Annotated in this window: 17 protein-coding genes and 3 tRNA genes; 7 read left to right on the plus strand and 13 right to left on the minus strand. The window is 41.4% G+C overall.

The window, feature by feature from the left end:
• Positions 1-216: 216 nt before the first annotated feature.
• The 4 genes from pta to yjbM are packed head-to-tail and all read right to left on the minus strand — an operon-like array spanning position 217 to position 3,572.
• Complete coding sequence (pta, locus tag D8785_RS00485) at positions 217-1,191, minus strand: phosphate acetyltransferase (RefSeq protein ID WP_123159215.1); 975 nt, start codon at positions 1,189-1,191, stop codon at positions 217-219.
• Positions 1,192-1,211: 20 nt separating this feature from the next.
• Positions 1,212-2,102, minus strand: a complete 891-nt coding sequence (locus D8785_RS00490; RefSeq protein WP_125374108.1) for an RluA family pseudouridine synthase — start codon at positions 2,100-2,102, stop codon at positions 1,212-1,214.
• A complete protein-coding gene (locus D8785_RS00495; RefSeq protein WP_006597238.1) occupies positions 2,099-2,917 on the minus strand; it encodes an NAD kinase in 819 nt (272 codons plus the stop codon). Before D8785_RS00495 ends, D8785_RS00490 begins: the two co-directional genes overlap by 4 nt.
• Positions 2,901-3,572, minus strand: a complete 672-nt coding sequence (gene yjbM / locus D8785_RS00500; protein WP_023026784.1) for a GTP diphosphokinase — start codon at positions 3,570-3,572, stop codon at positions 2,901-2,903. The genes D8785_RS00495 and yjbM overlap by 17 nt, the downstream gene beginning before the upstream one ends.
• Positions 3,573-3,667: 95 nt before the next feature.
• Here yjbM and D8785_RS00505 point away from each other — a divergent pair, with 95 nt between their 5' ends.
• The 6 genes from D8785_RS00505 (at position 3,668) to D8785_RS00530 (ending at position 7,702) form a co-directional block, all read left to right on the plus strand.
• Positions 3,668-4,234 carry a CYTH domain-containing protein gene (locus tag D8785_RS00505; protein ID WP_125374109.1) on the plus strand — a complete coding sequence of 189 codons (567 nt, stop codon included), beginning with the start codon at positions 3,668-3,670 and terminating at the stop codon, positions 4,232-4,234.
• A gap of 62 nt (positions 4,235-4,296) precedes the next feature.
• A complete protein-coding gene (locus D8785_RS00510) occupies positions 4,297-5,253 on the plus strand; it encodes a ribose-phosphate diphosphokinase (RefSeq protein WP_042361082.1) in 957 nt (318 codons plus the stop codon).
• A 9-nt stretch (positions 5,254-5,262) separates the two neighbouring features.
• The gene (locus D8785_RS00515; protein ID WP_125374110.1) at positions 5,263-6,390 is read left to right on the plus strand and encodes a cysteine desulfurase family protein; all 1,128 of its coding nucleotides are present in this window, start codon (positions 5,263-5,265) and stop codon (positions 6,388-6,390) included.
• Positions 6,380-6,727 carry a DUF1831 domain-containing protein gene (locus D8785_RS00520; protein WP_125374111.1) on the plus strand — a complete coding sequence of 116 codons (348 nt, stop codon included), beginning with the start codon at positions 6,380-6,382 and terminating at the stop codon, positions 6,725-6,727. Before D8785_RS00515 ends, D8785_RS00520 begins: the two co-directional genes overlap by 11 nt.
• Entirely contained in the window at positions 6,727-6,963 is a 237-nt protein-coding gene (locus D8785_RS00525; protein WP_125374112.1) for a DUF4649 family protein, read from the plus strand. Before D8785_RS00520 ends, D8785_RS00525 begins: the two co-directional genes overlap by 1 nt.
• A gap of 94 nt (positions 6,964-7,057) precedes the next feature.
• On the plus strand, positions 7,058-7,702 hold the full coding sequence (locus D8785_RS00530; RefSeq protein WP_042361403.1) for a redox-sensing transcriptional repressor Rex: 645 nt from the start codon (positions 7,058-7,060) through the stop codon (positions 7,700-7,702).
• 187 nt (positions 7,703-7,889) lie between these two features.
• On the opposite strand, the gene radC is transcribed toward D8785_RS00530, so the two are convergent.
• The 4 genes from radC to gyrA all read right to left on the minus strand — a co-directional run bounded on the left by radC (position 7,890) and on the right by gyrA (position 12,437).
• On the minus strand, positions 7,890-8,573 hold the full coding sequence (radC, locus tag D8785_RS00540; RefSeq protein ID WP_125374113.1) for a RadC family protein: 684 nt from the start codon (positions 8,571-8,573) through the stop codon (positions 7,890-7,892).
• Between the two features lie 62 nt (positions 8,574-8,635).
• On the minus strand, positions 8,636-8,914 hold the full coding sequence (locus D8785_RS00545) for a porphobilinogen deaminase (protein ID WP_125374114.1): 279 nt from the start codon (positions 8,912-8,914) through the stop codon (positions 8,636-8,638).
• 305 nt (positions 8,915-9,219) lie between these two features.
• Positions 9,220-9,966, minus strand: coding sequence for a class A sortase (locus D8785_RS00555; RefSeq protein WP_125329445.1), 747 nt, complete (start codon positions 9,964-9,966; stop codon positions 9,220-9,222).
• A gap of 8 nt (positions 9,967-9,974) precedes the next feature.
• Positions 9,975-12,437, minus strand: a complete 2,463-nt coding sequence (gene gyrA / locus D8785_RS00560) for a DNA gyrase subunit A (protein WP_125374115.1) — start codon at positions 12,435-12,437, stop codon at positions 9,975-9,977.
• 195 nt (positions 12,438-12,632) lie between these two features.
• Here gyrA and D8785_RS00565 point away from each other — a divergent pair, with 195 nt between their 5' ends.
• Complete coding sequence (locus D8785_RS00565) at positions 12,633-13,619, plus strand: L-lactate dehydrogenase (RefSeq protein WP_006596417.1); 987 nt, start codon at positions 12,633-12,635, stop codon at positions 13,617-13,619.
• A gap of 155 nt (positions 13,620-13,774) precedes the next feature.
• On the opposite strand, the gene D8785_RS00570 is transcribed toward D8785_RS00565, so the two are convergent.
• The 5 genes from D8785_RS00570 to D8785_RS00595 form a co-directional block, all read right to left on the minus strand.
• A tRNA-Arg gene (locus D8785_RS00570) sits at positions 13,775-13,846 on the minus strand.
• Between the two features lie 231 nt (positions 13,847-14,077).
• A complete protein-coding gene (gene rpsA, locus D8785_RS00580) occupies positions 14,078-15,277 on the minus strand; it encodes a 30S ribosomal protein S1 (protein ID WP_006596419.1) in 1,200 nt (399 codons plus the stop codon).
• Positions 15,278-15,444: 167 nt separating this feature from the next.
• Positions 15,445-15,516 (minus strand) — tRNA-Gln (locus tag D8785_RS00585).
• 49 nt (positions 15,517-15,565) lie between these two features.
• A tRNA-Tyr gene (locus D8785_RS00590) sits at positions 15,566-15,646 on the minus strand.
• Between the two features lie 52 nt (positions 15,647-15,698).
• On the minus strand, positions 15,699-15,929 hold the full coding sequence (locus D8785_RS00595; RefSeq protein ID WP_125374116.1) for a DUF2969 domain-containing protein: 231 nt from the start codon (positions 15,927-15,929) through the stop codon (positions 15,699-15,701).
• Between the last annotated feature and the right edge of the window lie 57 nt (positions 15,930-15,986).

Genomic DNA, 15,986 nt, shown 5'->3' on the forward strand with positions numbered 1-15,986 from the left:
CTTTAGTGATTCTGACTTTAGCAATAAAAGAGAGTGGGACAGAAATCGGTCATTCGTTAGAATTCGATTTCGTCTTCCCACCTCCGCACAGTTGACTAAGGCTGTAAAAGCTGATGAAATCAGCCTAGTAGAGCCCACTCAACCACTGCGTATTGATCGACAAACCAAAAACAATTGAGAGGCTAGGACTTTTGTCCCAGCCTCTTAATATCATTCTTATTGTTCAACAGCTTGAGCCGCCGTGATCAAGGTCAACTTGTAAACATCATCTGCATTACATCCGCGGGAAAGGTCGTTCACTGGCTTGTTCAATCCTTGCAAGACCGGACCTACCGCCGCAAAGCCACCAAGACGTTCTGCCATCTTGTAACCAATGTTACCAGCTTCGATACCAGGGAAGATAAAGACATTGGCTTGACCTGCTACCTTGCTTCCTGGAGCTTTCAATGCTGCTGTTTCAGGTACAAAGGCTGCGTCAAATTGCAATTCCCCATCAATTTCAAGATCTGGACGAAGCTCATGAGCGATTTTTGTTGCTTCAACTACTTTATCAACACTTTCACCAAAACCTGAACCTTTTGTTGAATAGCTCAACATGGCGATTTTTGGATCAATCCCAAACATCTTCGCTGTGATAGCAGAGTTGATGGCAATTTCAGCCAAGCCTTCAGCATCTGGATTGATGTTAATCGCACAGTCACCAAACAAGTAGCGTTCAGATCCGCGAACCATGAGAAAGGCACCTGAAGTCCGTTTAACATTTGGACGAGTTTTGATAATTTGAAGAGCTGGACGAACGGTTGCTGCTGTTGAGTGAATCGCACCTGACACCATTCCATCAACAATTCCAAGATGTACCAACATGACACCAAAGTAGTTGACATCATCTAGCAAAATTTGGCGTGCTTCTTCTTCTGTCATTTTACCCTTGCGACGTTCAACTAAGGAAGTTACCATCTCTTCAAAACCTGAGTAAGAATGCGGATCGATGACTTCGTATCCTTCCAAAACACCTTCAATTTCAAGGTAAATGCCAATCTTATCCGGATTCCCAAGCAAGACAGGGGTTACGTCTGTTTCTTTCACAATTCGTTTTGCTGCTTGAAGAATACGTGGTTCTTCACCTTCTGGTAATACAATACGTGCATTCTTACCAACCAGGTTGGCTTTGAGGTTTTCAAAAACTTCCATGAGTTTCTCCTTTAAAAAAATTAAATATTTGTTAACTGTTTTAAGACCTGGCTAAAATCATTTGGCAAAGAACTTTCAATTCGGAGTTCTTCTTCCAAAAAAGGATGATAGAAAGCCAAGGAATGGCAATGTAAGGCTTGTCGAAGGATCCCATCTTCTAAGGAACCACCATAAAGATCATCTCCCAAAAGTGGAAAACCAATATGTGAAAAATGAACGCGAATCTGATGGGTCCGGCCTGTATGCAATTGGATATCCACCAGATGAATATCACCGAAAGACTGGACAACTTGGTAGCTGGTATGAGCATACTTGCCACCTTTTGCTACTTTTCGAGTAATGATCGAGTCTTCATCACGCGCAATGGGGGCAATAATGTCACCTTTGCTCGCCAACTCACCCTTCCCTTTTACCAATGCAAAGTAACGTTTTTGAATGGTCTTAGCCTGAAGTTGTTTATCCAATCGTGCATGGGCATAGCCATGTTTAGCAAAGAGCATGATCCCACTGGTATCCTTGTCTAAACGGGTGACAATATGAACGAGCTGGTTTTCATACTGGTTTCGAACGTAGTAACCCTTGACAAAGTTTGCAATGGTATTGGAATGAAGAGAGCTAGGAATGGAGGCCACTCCTGCCGGTTTGTTGAGGACTAAGAAATGATCGTCTTCATACAAGATTTCCAAATCACGATCAATGGCCTCCAAGGCTTCATAGGGTTCTTCAGAAGGAATGTCAATTGTCACCCTATCTCCTATGTCGAGAAGATAAATAGCATTTTGTTCAATGCCATTAACTAAAATCTGGCCTCCAGAAAACTTGATCTTGGCCAATAAGCCCTTTGAAACCTGGTGCTTCTTCAGGAATGTTTTGACCTTGACGTGTTCGTCTGCAATAAACTCGAACCTCATTCGTCAATATCTCCAATAAAAGCATCCTTGACCCGATTCCAGAAACTGGTATGACTTGGGCTCGCTACGAAATTGATCTTGTGGTTATCAATCTGGTACTCGATATGGGCGATATTTCGATAGGAATAAGTTGAATTATCAACAGAGAGAATGTGAAAACCTGGCCGGCTTGGCGTAATTTCAATCTTATCTTTTTTAGGAACAATGATCGATGAACCCAAAGTTCGATACACACGGTTGTTGAGACTAGCAATTTCTGCAATTTGAAGTGCTTCGATGGTCGGGTGAAGAACAGCTCCTCCCAAAGATTTGTTATAAGCCGTACTACCTGTAGGGGTCGAAACGGTAATCCCGTCCCCTCTGAAGCGCTCAAAATGAACACCATTGATGGTTAAGTCAGCTACCATCGTCCGATCGCTCCGTTTGATAGTCGCTTCATTAAGGGCTCGCATAATCTTAGTATCCCCATTTTCAAAGGTCACTTTGACATTCAGGATTGGATAAGACACCTTGGCACCCGTATCGTACTTAAGATTTTCTACTAATTTGTCAATCTCATCATCTAGATAATCCGTATAAAATCCAAGATGCCCCGTATGCACCCCAACGAAACGAACCCGATCTAATTGACTCTCGTACTTATGAAAAGCCGAGAGCAACATGCCATCTCCACCAATGGAGATCACGATATCTGGATGTTTTTCAGTCAAGATAAAATTATTCTTTTTTAATTTATAACGAAGTTGTTGAAAGACCTCTTCGCTCTGGCGTTTTCGATTTCGAATAATCGAAACCTTCTTACCTGTAGTCCTCATCTGTATCATCACTATTTCCGACGCCATCGTTTAATTTACGATGCATAGGATCAAAAAGGGCTTGCGCCTCCTGAATGGCATCACGAATGGCGCCCATTTCCTCATCGAGTTGATAAGCCAAATTCGCAGTGACTTCAAGACGCTTTTTAATCTCGTCTGGAAAATCTCCTTTATATTTGTAATTTAATGAGTGTTCAATGGTGGCCCAAAAATTCATAGACAGGGTACGAATCTGTATCTCTGCCAAAATGGTTTCATAGCCATTAATGGTATCTACTGGGTACTCTACTACGACGTGATAGCTTCGATAGCCACTCGATTTTTTGTGACGAATATAATCTCTTTCCTGCACCACGCGCATATCTTGACGCTTACGAAGAACTTCTAGGACTTCTTCTACGTCATCAACAAATTGAACCATAACTCGCAGACCAGCAATATCTTGCATATCTTGAGCCAGGTTCTCTTCAGAAATACTTCTGCGTTCCATTTTTTCGAGAATACTCTCAATCGGCTTCACACGACCGGTCACAAACTCGATTGGGGAATGCTTTTGTTGTTTGCGATACTGCTTTCTTATCCCACGAAGCTTAATCTTCAACTCACCAACTGCTTGGATATAGGGATCTAAAAAATTTTCCCAATCAATCGCCATTGAATCACCTTGTCATCTCAAAGTTTTTTGTATAAAATAAACACATCTATTATTATATCATAAAGAGCTTGCAAACGAAAGAAAAGGACGTGGCTATGAATCATTTAGAAATTGAATTTAAAACCTTACTAACCAAGGAAGAATACGACTCTCTTAAGGATTTTTTCAAGGAACAACCTCCTATCCGACAAACCAATCACTATATCGATACGCCCGACCAAGCCATCCGGAATCATCAGATGGCCTTGCGAATTCGTACCTTAGCTGATCGGGCTGAGCTAACCCTTAAAGTACCGCAAAAAGCGGGACATTTTGAATACAACCAAGCTCTTACATTTGATCAGGTAGAAGACTTTCTATCCAAGAAAAAACTCCCTCAAGGTGAGATTGCCGGCTTTCTCACTGATTTAGGAATTCCACTAGCTGCCTTAGATGTCTGGGGTAGTCTGGAAACAGAGAGACGTGAGAAAAGAATCCCTAAAGGTTTATTAGCCTTTGACCGTAGTCGTTATAATTCTATTGAGGACTATGAGTTGGAAATGGAGGTAGATGCTGCCTCAGATGAAACTTATTTTCACGAATTTCTCAAGGAAAAACAAATTGAATATAAGCCAGCAAAAAGTAAAGTGGCAAGATTAGCTCAAAGTTTGCTAAAAAGCTGAAATTACTGAATTTTTTTGCTAAAATAAGACTAGACAAAAATATCTAAATGAGGATCAAACATATGTCAGAAAAAAACAATATGAAGCTCTTCGCACTCAACTCCAATCAAGAAATTGCACAAAAAATTTCGGAAGTTGCTGGCATCCCACTCGGAAAGCTTTCTTCACGTCAATTCTCAGATGGTGAAATCCAAATAAATATCGAAGAAAGTGTCCGTGGATATGATATTTATATCATCCAATCTACCAGCTTCCCTGTTAACAATCACTTGATGGAATTGTTAATCATGGTAGATGCTTGCCAACGAGCTAGCGCTCATACCGTTAACGTCGTTCTTCCATACTTTGGTTATGCACGTCAAGACCGTACCGCTGCTCCTCGCGAACCGATTACAGCAAAATTAGTTGCCAATATGTTGGTCAAGGCAGGGGTAGACCGTGTTGTAACACTCGATCTTCATGCGGTTCAAGTACAAGGCTTCTTCGATATCCCAGTAGACAACTTGTTCACGATTCCTCTATTTGCTGATCATTATATCAAACAAGGTTTGACCGGTTCAGATGTGGTGGTTGTCAGTCCTAAAAACTCCGGAGTGAAACGAGCACGTAATCTTGCTGAATATCTAGATGCCCCAATTGCCATCATTGACTACGCCCAAGACGATGCCAGCCGTGACCAAGGCTACATCATCGGGGATGTTAAAGGCAAAAAAGCAATCCTTATCGATGATATTTTGAATACAGGAAAAACCTTCTCTGAGGCTGCAAAAATTGTTCAACGGGATGGCGCTACGGAGATTTATGCTGTTTCTAGTCACGGACTTTTCGTTAAGGGAGCTGCAGAATTGCTAGATCAAGCACCAATTAAAGAAATTTTAGTTACAGACTCTGTAGCAACCAAAGAGCAAAAACCAAAAAATGTAAAATACATTACTGCAAGCGAATTGATTGGAGATGCCCTTGTTCGTATCCAAGAGCGTAAACCTGTTAGTCCACTCTTTGCATACCACAAGAAATAAGGTGATGGCGTGATTTATTTTGACAATGCAGCAACCACTCCCCTCAGCCCTGGAGTGATCAAGGTGATGACAGAAACGATGGAATCCAGTTTCGGAAATCCATCCAGTCTCCACTCCCACGGTCGCCAAGCGAAAAAGATTCTTAGAGATGCTAGGGAATGCGTTGCAACTTGTTTAAAGACCTCTAGTCAACAGATTACCTTCACTTCTGGGGGAACCGAAAGCAATAACACTGTTATAAAGGGCTACTGTCTTAAACACAGACATAAAGGCAAGCACATTATCACCACGGCTATCGAACACCATGCCGTTTTGGAACCGATTGAGTATTTGGTCCAAGAATATGGATTTGAAGTAACCATTATTCACCCAGTCAATCAAATGATTCGGCCAGAAGATATTCAAGCCGCCCTTCGTCCTGATACTATTTTGGTGTCCACCATGTATGCCAATAACGAGACGGGCGATCTCTTACCCATCAAGGCTATTTCAGACCTTTTAACAGACCATCCTGCTGCTTTTCATGTGGATGCTGTTCAAGCCGTTGGCAAGCTATCTGTAGCCCCTGAAGAGCTAGGAATTGATTTTCTAACCGCCTCTGCCCATAAATTTCATGGGCCTAAGGGAGTTGGTCTTCTCTATACTAGAAAGCCTGACTTTTTCAATCTCTTACACGGTGGTGACCAAGAAGACAAGCGTCGAGCTAGTACAGAGAACTTGATTTCAATTGCTGGAATGGCTCAAGCCCTCAAAGAAGCAACTGATCAGTTAGACGCAAATTACCAGTATATTCAGAGCCTATCTGAACGTATCCTAACTGGCCTAGAGGATCTAGATTTTTATCTGAATTGCACAGACTCCAAACTTCCTCATGTCTTAAATATTGGCTTCCCAGGTATCAGCAATGATATCTTACTGCTTCGTTTAGACATGGCAGGAATTTCAGTCTCAACCGGCTCTGCTTGTACAGCAGGAACTGTTCAACCAAGCCACGTTCTTGCGGCTTATTATGGCGAAGATTCTCATCGTTTGAAGGAATCTATTCGCATTAGTTTATCCGAATTTAATACGACTGCTGAAGTCGATACTTTTATAACAACGATTCACAAAATTTTAGGAGAATTACATGGCATTTGAAACATCTGTCTCATTACAAAATTGCGATTACACATACGCAATCCATCCAAATATTAAAAAATACACCCTCCGCGACAATACCTTTGCACAAACGAAGGTTGGAAACTACGAGTTAAATCGTCTATTAGAAGCTGTACCGAATAGCGGGGATGGCTTTAAGCTAAAAATTATCATCAATAAGGATTTAACAGGATTTAAAATTAATATTACTGACAAGTCAGGACTTCGTTTAGTCAATATTTTTAAAAATCCAGAAAACAAAATCATCCAACAAAAATTTTACTTCCTTATGGATAGTCTAGTTGAACGGGAAATCTTTGAAAGGATTGAAAAGTAATGACCAATGGTCTCGTAGTCCTCACTTATTTGGATGCATACAAAAAGGAACGTCAGATCAGCTACGATAATTTGGATCACTGTTTATTAGCTTTTTCAGGCTGTGTGACCCTTCCAGATTCCTATCAGGTTGTTTCCGTATCCTACAAGGGACAAACATTACCTTTTACTGGAAAGATAGGCGACTTCTATCGCTATCTGATTCAGTTTGATCAGAGTTTAAGAAATTCCAACTAAGAAAGAAAAGCACCTTTTTGGTGTTTTTTTTAGTAGAAGATAGTTGCTTTATTCACAAACTTTTTATACAATAGATTTGAAAGGTTGTGATATTGTGAAACAAGATAAGACTAATCCAATTCCTCGTGCTACTGCCAAACGACTCTCCCTCTACTACCGCATTTTTAAACGCTTTAATGCAGAGAAAATCGAGAGAGCCAATTCAAAACAGATTGCTGAAGCCATCGGGATCGACTCCGCAACTGTTCGTCGCGACTTCTCCTACTTCGGAGAGCTAGGACGACGTGGTTTTGGTTATGATGTCAAAAAGTTAATGAACTTTTTCGCAGATCTCTTAAATGATAACTCCATCACCAATGTTGCTATCGTCGGTATTGGGAATATGGGAAGTGCCCTTCTTCACTATCGCTTCCATGAGCGAAACAAGATGAAGATTGTCATGGCATTTGATACCGATGATCATGAGTTAGTCGGTACTAAAAGTAAAGATGGTATTCCGATTTACGGCATCTCAACGCTGAAAGAAAAACTAGAGGGACAAGAGATCCAAACAGCCATTTTAACAGTTCCAAGTGTAAAATCTCAAGAAGTTGCAGATGTACTTGTTGAAGCTGGTATCAAGGGAATCCTCAGCTTTTCACCAGTACACTTAACAGTTCCAAAAGATGTGGTTGTCCAATATGTCGATCTAACCAGTGAACTACAAACCCTTCTCTACTTTATGCGCAAAAATACTTAATAAATGAGGCTGGGACAAAAGTCCTAGCCTCTTAATTGTATTTGGATTGTCGAGCAAGACGCAGTGCTTGAGTGGGCTCTACTACGCTGAGTTCATCAGCTTTTATGGCCCTACTCAACTGTGAGGAGGTGGGACGACGAAATCGAATTCTAACGAATGACCGATTTCTGTCCCACTCTCTTTCCGTCTATACCAATAAGTCTGTCTCCTCTCGGTAGCTATAATAGTCATCGGTTGAGACAATTAGATGGTCAAGAAAAACAATTCCAAGACAATTACAGGCTTCAATCATTTGTTGGGTGACACCATCATCATTCTTACTCGGATGAATGATTCCAGATGGATGGTTGTGAACAAGGATTAAAGACGTCGCCATATGCTTGATGGCATAATGCAAGATCTCTCGAGGTTCTGCAATGCTACGATTGACTGTTCCGATAAAAATCACTTGCTGATGGATAATTTGGTTCTGGGTATTCAGATACAAGGCCAGTAAATGCTCTTGTTTCTCATGGCCGATCTTTTGCTGCATCATCTTTGCAAGCTTCTGACTACTCATAATTTGTTCTGTTTCAATCACTTGGGAAGTCTGGATTCGTTTCCCAAGTTCAATAGCAGCTAACAGCTCAATTGCCTTTACTTTCCCAATCCCTGGAACTTCCTGTAGCTCCTGAAAGCTCATACTAGCCAATTCCTTTAAGCTCTTTAGTGAGCCTAAGAGTTCCTGTGCGATCTCGTAGACTGTTTTATTTTTGTTCCCCGTCCGTAATATGATGGACAGCAATTCTTGATTACTGAGCTTATCAGGGCCTTCTGTAAGCAAGCGTTCTCTAGGTAAAAGACTAGCTTCTTGAAATACAATATGATACATAAAAAACCTCCTCAATTAATAATTCGCAATTGAGGAGGAAAATGGATGAGTCTGTATAAAATTTATATAGGACAAACTACTTCTCTTAGGTTTTCAAGGATTCGAGTTTCTTCATTTGAGAAGTTAATTCTATAGCCTTCTTGCACTTGTTCCAAGGTTGCTAGGAATTGACGAATTTCGTATCGAATTAAGTGCTCTTGGTCATCAGGAAGGTTTTCGATGGTTTCAAAGACCTGTTCCACTTCGTAGATTCCCTTGGTAATGAGCCCCGTTTTTGGGAAATCATTGACCAGTAAGCCGTAGAAATTTCTTAGCAGAGTATAGATATCTTCTGTTCGCATTCCTTTCCTCCAAGCTTCTTTCTATCACTCTTCTATTATAAAATAGAAAGCATGCCAAAATATGTCAGTCAGGTAACATTTTATGACTATCCTCTTACAAGTTGGCAGAATATTAACAGAAAGAGAGTGGGACAGAAATCGGTTATTCGTTAGAATTCGATTTCATTGTCCCACCTCCTCACAGTTGAGTAGAGCTATAAAAGCTAATGAAATCAGCCTAGTAGAGCCCACTCAACCACTGCGTCTTGTTCGACAATTCAAAGACAATTGAGAGGCTAGGACTTTTGTCCCAGCCTCTTTGTTGATTATAATTGCATTTGATTATAAGATTTTGTGAAAGCTTCTAGGATATCTTTTGGTGCTTTCGAGTAATCTACTGAAGTTTCCAAAGTACCTTTTACAATCGTACGATAAGTTGCTGCAGCATCCTCACAGGTCACCAAGGTAATTTCATTTACCCCTTCACGATCTGCAATGACATCGACCCGATCTGGCGTTACTGTCTCAACAGAATTGATGACATAGGTATACACCTTTTCCTTATCAGTGATATAGATTTTCATTCCAGCTTTGGCATGTTCTAATGGAGAAAAGAGCATTTCATTTGCCCCTGTCAACCCAAAGACATGGTGACTAGCCAAGGAGTAATTCCTTTGCCCCATAACTTGGTCCTCTTTCATGGTACCTGCCCCATAATAAAGTCCTACATTATCTAGGCCTTTAAAAATCGGAAGGTTCATCTTCAATTCTGGAATGGCAATTCCCCCAATAACAGGTAACTTTTGTGCCTGCCATTGGGCATTGATAACAGATTCTGTAGAAAGAGATTTGACTTCTTTAAAATCAAAGCTAGTCTTAGCATCTTTATTCTTATCGATGGTCTTTTTCGATACCTTGCTGACCTGGTACTGATTGGTATGCCAAACCATGATCATGTTCCGAATTGGAGCATTAAAAATCAGAGCGATAGACAAAAGAATCAGTAAGGTAGCAAAGATATTAATTAAGCGATTGCGTAAGCTTGTTTTCTTCTTTTTTCTTCTTGAAGCCATTTTTTATCCTACCCTTCACTTTCCGTTTCAGTCTCTGACTCATCTTTTTCGTCAGCTTGAACCGTTGTAAAGGTTACGATTTGGGCATCTTGGTCCAGACGCATGACTTTCACACCCATGGTCGAACGTCCAGTTTGAGAAATATTCGCGACACTTGTACGAATCATGACGCCTGTATTGGTGATAATCATCAAATCCTCATCTCCTTTGACAGTCATGAGACCAGCTAGAGGACCATTTTTATCAGCCACATTAGCGGTTTTAATCCCTTTACCACCACGTCCTTTGGTTGGATACTCATCAGCACGCGTGCGTTTCCCATATCCCTTTTCAGTGATAATCAATACTTCATCTTGATCTGTAATCACGCTGGCACCGACCACTTGATCGCCTGGACGAAGGTTGACCCCTCGGACACCAGTTGCTGAACGGCCCATATTCCGTACAACAGACTCTTTGAAGCGGACAGAATACCCAAATTTAGTCCCAATGATAACGTCCGTATTCCCATCCGTGAGGAAGACGTTGATCAGCTCATCCTCATCCTTGAGGTTCAGAGCTTTCAAGCCATTTTGACGAATATTGGCAAACTCAGCTACACTGGTCCGTTTAACCAAACCTGAACGGGTCGTAAAGAAGAGATAGGCGTCTTCACTACGATCCTGAGCGACGTTAATAATTGTCTGAATGGATTCTCCATCATCTAACTTCAGCAAGTTAACAATCGGAAGCCCTTTGGCTGTACGGCCGTATTCAGGGATTTCATAGCCTTTGAGACGATAGACCCGTCCCTTATTGGTAAAGAAGAGCAAACGATCATGGGTGCTAGTAGAAACCAATTCACGGACAAAGTCGTCATCCTTGACCCCTGTACCTTGAACACCACGTCCCCCACGTTTTTGAGCAGTAAATTCATCCTGATCCAAGCGTTTGATGTAACCCTTATTAGACAGCGTAATCAAGACATTGGTCTCTTCAATCAAGTCTTCATCTTCTAGTGATAGAACTTCTCCTACCATCAGCTCTGTCCGACGTGGATCTCCAAATTTACGTTTGACTTCATCCAATTCTTCCTTGATGATGGCAACTACACGCTCTGGTTTTGCTAAAATATCAGCAAGATCAGCAATCAAGGCAACGAGATCATCGTATTCGCTTTGAATCTTGTCCCGTTCCAACCCAGTCAAACGACGAAGACGCATATCCAAGATAGCTTGGCTTTGACGCTCAGACAGCTTAAACTTACTCATCAATTCAGCTTGAGCTTCTGCATCCGTCTGACTATTCCGGATAATTTTAATCACTTCATCGATGTGATCAAGAGCGATTAAGAGACCTTCCAAGATATGGGCACGAGCTTCCGCCTTCTCTTTATCAAAGATAGTCCGGCGGGTTACCACTTCTTTTTGGTGCTCAATATAAGATCCTAAAATCTCACGAAGGGAGAGAATTTTAGGGACACCATTTTGGATAGCCAACATGTTGAAACCAAAGTTGGTTTGCATTTGGGTCATCTTGAAGAGGTTGTTTAAGATAACATTAGCTGAGGCATCGCGACGGACTTCAATGACGAAACGAACCCCTTCACGGTTTGATTCATCCCGAACAGCGGTAATGCCATCAATCCGTTTCTCTTGGACCAAACGAACAATATGTTCATGCACTTTGGTCTTGTTGACCATATAAGGAAATTCTGTCACAACAATGCGTTCACGACCAGTCTTGGTCTCTTCAATTTCCGTGCGGGAACGCAAGACAATCGATCCCTTTCCTGTTTCATAGGCCTTATGAATACCTGATTTGCCCATGACCAAGGCTCCAGTTGGAAAGTCAGGTCCAGGAAGCACTTCCATCAACTCACGCGTGGTCACATCAGGATTGTCCATCATTAACTTGACAGCATCAATAGACTCACCGAGGTTGTGTGGTGGGATATTTGTCGCCATCCCTACCGCAATCCCTGTCGCCCCATTGACTAACAAGTTGGGGAAGCGAGCTGGAAGGACGTTTGGTTCCCGTTCGCTGGCATCATAGTTATCTGTGAAATCAACTGTATTCTTGTTGATATCTCGAAGCATTTCAAGAGCAATCTTGCTCATACGAGCTTCCGTATACCGTTGAGCAGCGGCTCCATCTCCATCCATAGAACCAAAGTTCCCATGCCCATCTACAAGCATGTAACGATAACTCCACCATTGCGCCATCCGAACCATAGCCTCATAAATAGAGGAGTCACCGTGTGGATGGTATTTACCCATAACATCCCCAGTAATACGGGCAGATTTCTTATGTGGTTTATCAGGCGTAACCCCAAGTTCATTCATTCCATATAAGATCCGACGATGAACTGGCTTTAAACCATCACGCACGTCAGGAAGAGCCCGAGACACGATAACACTCATTGCGTAGTCGATAAAACTGGTCTTCATTTCCGATGTTAAATTAACATCAACTAAGTTATTATCCTGCATTAAAACAATGCCTCTCTTTAATTAATTCACCATACTATTATAACACATTTAGTGCTATTTTTCTCCTTCTGAACACAAGTGTAAAAACGTTTACATCGTCCAAATTAAACGTAAAACCGTGACAAAGAATAGTAAAAGTGGTAGAATAAATGCGAATGGGGTAACCCAAAAAAATAGAAGGAGACGTTTAGAATAATGACTTTAACTAAACAACATAAAAAAGTTATCCTTGTCGGTGACGGCGCTGTAGGTTCATCTTACGCTTTTGCACTTGTTACTCAAGGTATCGCACAAGAATTAGGTATCATCGAAATCCCTCAATTGTTTGAAAAAGCGGTTGGTGATGCTGAAGACCTTAGCCACGCTCTTGCCTTCACTTCTCCTAAGAAAATTTATGCTGCTAAGTACGAAGACTGTGCGGATGCTGACCTCGTTGTTATTACTGCAGGTGCTCCTCAAAAACCAGGTGAAACTCGTCTTGACCTCGTCGGAAAAAACCTTGCTATCAACAAATCAATCGTTGAGCAAGTTGTTGCTTCAGGATTTAACGGTATCTTCCTTGTAGCTGCAAACCCAGTTGACGTCTTGACATACTCTACTTGGAAATTCTCAGGTTTCCCTAAAGAACGCGTTATCGGGTCTGGTACTTCTCTTGACTCAGCTCGTTTCCGTCAAGCTCTTGCTGAAACCATTGGTGTTGATGCACGTTCAGTCCACGCCTACATCATGGGTGAACACGGTGACTCAGAATTCGCTGTTTGGTCACATGCTAACGTTGCCGGTGTAAAATTGGAACAATGGTTGCAAGCAAACCGTGACTTGAATGAAGCTGACCTTGTAGATCTCTTCATCTCTGTACGTGATGCTGCATACTCCATCATCAACAAGAAAGGGGCTACTTACTACGGTATCGCCGTTGCCCTTGCTCGTATCACTCGTGCCATCCTTGATGACGAGAATGCCGTACTTCCACTTTCAGTCTTCCAAGAAGGCCAATACGGAGTCGAAAACGTCTTTATCGGTCAACCAGCTATCGTTGGTGCCCACGGTATCGTTCGTCCAGTAAATATTCCATTGAACGACGCTGAAACACAAAAAATGCAAGCATCTGCAAAAGAATTGCAAGCTATTATTGATGAAGCATGGAAGAATCCAGAATTCCAAGCAGCTTCTAAAAACTAAACAAATAATCAAACACCATGTCCTAGACATGGTGTTTCTTTTTCTTATGAACATGAAGCAAAAGGACCCTGAGAGCCTGCCACAACCTTTTCAAACCAATGGGGATCACTTGCCCAGTAACAAAAAAAGAGAGCCTCTCAGCTCTCCTATTGTCATCCACCCTGAGAGAATCGAACTCCCATCTCAAGAACCGGAATCTTACGTGATATCCATTACACTAAGGGTGGCAACTGTTATAGTATATCAAATTTTCAAGGATATTACAAGTAAAAAAGAGAGTGGGACAGAAATCGGTAATTCGTTAGAATTCGATTTCGTCGTCCCACCTCCGCACAGTTGAGTAGGGCTGTAAAAGCTGATGAAATCAGCGTAGTAGAGCCCACTCAACCACTGCGTCTTGCTCGACAATCCAAAGACAATTCAGAGGCTAGGACTTTTGTCCCAGCCTCTTAAAAATATTACAATTCAATGTCACCAAACAAGTCAGCCATTGAGAATCCAGTTTGAGTTTCTGGAAGTTCAAAGTCACGTTTTTCTTGTTTTGGACGACGTGGACGTTGTTGACGTTTTTCTTGTTTTTCGCCTTCTTCTTGAGCTGGACGTTCTTCAAGAGCTTTGATAGAAAGTGATACACGTTCATCAGCAGCATTTACTTCAAGAACTTTAACAGTTACTTCTTGTCCAACTTTAAGCACATCTTTTGGATTTTCAACACGTTTGTGTGAAATTTGTGAGATGTGAACAAGTCCATCGATACCTGGCAATACTTCAACGAATGCACCAAAGTCAGTCAAACGTTTAACAGTACCTTCGATGACATCACCAGCAGCTAATTTTTGTTCAACGCCATCCCATGGTCCAGGTGTTGTAGCTTTCAATGAAAGTGATACACGACCTTCTTCTTCGTTCAAGTCAAGAACTTTCACTTCGATTTCTTCACCAACAGTTACAACTGATTTAGGTGAAACGTTGCGTTCGTGTGACAATTCAGTCAAGTGAACCAATCCATCAACACCACCAAGGTCGATGAAAGCACCGAAGCTAGTGATACGAGCAACTTTACCAGTTACAACATCACCAACGTTCAATTTACCAAATACTTCAGCGCGAGCTGCAGCTGATGCAGCTTCAACAACTTCACGACGAGAAAGGATAAAGCGGTTTTCTTTTGCGTCAACTTCTTTGATTTTAGCATCAAATTCTTGACCCACGAAACGTTCAGTGTTACGTACAAAACGAGTATCAAGCATTGAAGCTGGAATAAATCCACGAAGTCCTTCAAATTCTACTGAAAGTCCGCCCTTAACAGCGCGAGTTCCTTTAACAGTAACAACTTCTTCTTCACGTCCAACCAATTTGTCCCATGCTTTGCGAGCTTCTAAACGTTTTTTAGACACAAGGTAAGTTACTGTATCAGTATCTTTACCAACTACTTGACGAAGAACAAGCAATTCAAGTGTTTCACCTGGTTTAACCAAGTCATTGATGTCAGCATCACGATCGTTTGTCAATTCGCGAAGAGTCAAGACACCTTCGACACCAGTTCCAGAGATTGCAACGTTAGCTTGTGTAGCGTCAACTGTTAAAACTTCAGCAGTAACAACATCACCTGGCTCAACTTGGCTAACACTGTTTAGCAAATCTTCAAATTCATTCATCTAAAAAATCCTCCAACAATCAAGTTTTCTAAACTTGACATACTTATAATTATTTTTCCTAAGCAAGCACTCGCAACGAAATCAAAATGATCTACAACGACTTCTTCATATAAAGAAATAAAATACCTGAGTAGATATTTTACCACCTTATCTGATATTACCTAGAACTGGGGTAGCTGGATTCGAACCAACGCATGAGGGAGTCAAAGTCCCTTGCCTTACCGCTTGGCTATACCCCAAAAAGAGCGCTGACATTAGTCACTTTATCATCGTCATAATGAACGCTAATGGAGAGAGAGGGATTCGAACCCCCGAACCCGAAGGAGCGGATTTACAGTCCGCCGCGTTTAGCCTCTTCGCTATCTCTCCAAGCAAATCAACAGTCACAATTATACCATTGATTAAATGAAAATGCAACCCCTTATTTGTTCAAATTATAATTTTCGATGGCAGTTTCTACTGCTTTTTCAAGGGATTTATAAAGACTGTCTACAGATGCATTTTTAACAAGAGCAAATTGAGCACCCATATCAGCAATCTCAGCAATAGCCTTTTTTCCAATCGTTAATTGGTAGCCATCAAAGGTTTCCTTACCTACAAGCACTTTACTATCTGCAATTTGAATTTCGATTTTTTTATCTTTCTTACTCATTCTTCCACCTCATTTCAACCCCTTTATTTTACAAAAATTTTCACATGCTTGCAAGCC

It is taken from the genome of Streptococcus australis (genome assembly GCF_003943615.1).
Taxonomy (GTDB): domain Bacteria; phylum Bacillota; class Bacilli; order Lactobacillales; family Streptococcaceae; genus Streptococcus; species Streptococcus australis_C.

Coding starts and splice junctions, on each gene's coding strand:
- rpsA (WP_006596419.1), bottom strand. CDS start 15,277: ATGAATGAATTTGAAGATTTGCTAAACAGTGTTAGCCAAGTTGAGCCA.
- D8785_RS00490 (WP_125374108.1), bottom strand. CDS start 2,102: ATGAGGTTCGAGTTTATTGCAGACGAACACGTCAAGGTCAAAACATTC.
- D8785_RS00565 (WP_006596417.1), top strand. CDS start 12,633: ATGACTTTAACTAAACAACATAAAAAAGTTATCCTTGTCGGTGACGGC.
- D8785_RS00555 (WP_125329445.1), bottom strand. CDS start 9,966: ATGGCTTCAAGAAGAAAAAAGAAGAAAACAAGCTTACGCAATCGCTTA.
- D8785_RS00505 (WP_125374109.1), top strand. CDS start 3,668: ATGAATCATTTAGAAATTGAATTTAAAACCTTACTAACCAAGGAAGAA.
- D8785_RS00525 (WP_125374112.1), top strand. CDS start 6,727: ATGACCAATGGTCTCGTAGTCCTCACTTATTTGGATGCATACAAAAAG.
- D8785_RS00520 (WP_125374111.1), top strand. CDS start 6,380: ATGGCATTTGAAACATCTGTCTCATTACAAAATTGCGATTACACATAC.
- D8785_RS00495 (WP_006597238.1), bottom strand. CDS start 2,917: ATGAGGACTACAGGTAAGAAGGTTTCGATTATTCGAAATCGAAAACGC.
- D8785_RS00510 (WP_042361082.1), top strand. CDS start 4,297: ATGTCAGAAAAAAACAATATGAAGCTCTTCGCACTCAACTCCAATCAA.
- gyrA (WP_125374115.1), bottom strand. CDS start 12,437: ATGCAGGATAATAACTTAGTTGATGTTAATTTAACATCGGAAATGAAG.
- yjbM (WP_023026784.1), bottom strand. CDS start 3,572: ATGGCGATTGATTGGGAAAATTTTTTAGATCCCTATATCCAAGCAGTT.
- pta (WP_123159215.1), bottom strand. CDS start 1,191: ATGGAAGTTTTTGAAAACCTCAAAGCCAACCTGGTTGGTAAGAATGCA.
- radC (WP_125374113.1), bottom strand. CDS start 8,573: ATGTATCATATTGTATTTCAAGAAGCTAGTCTTTTACCTAGAGAACGC.
- D8785_RS00595 (WP_125374116.1), bottom strand. CDS start 15,929: ATGAGTAAGAAAGATAAAAAAATCGAAATTCAAATTGCAGATAGTAAA.
- D8785_RS00545 (WP_125374114.1), bottom strand. CDS start 8,914: ATGCGAACAGAAGATATCTATACTCTGCTAAGAAATTTCTACGGCTTA.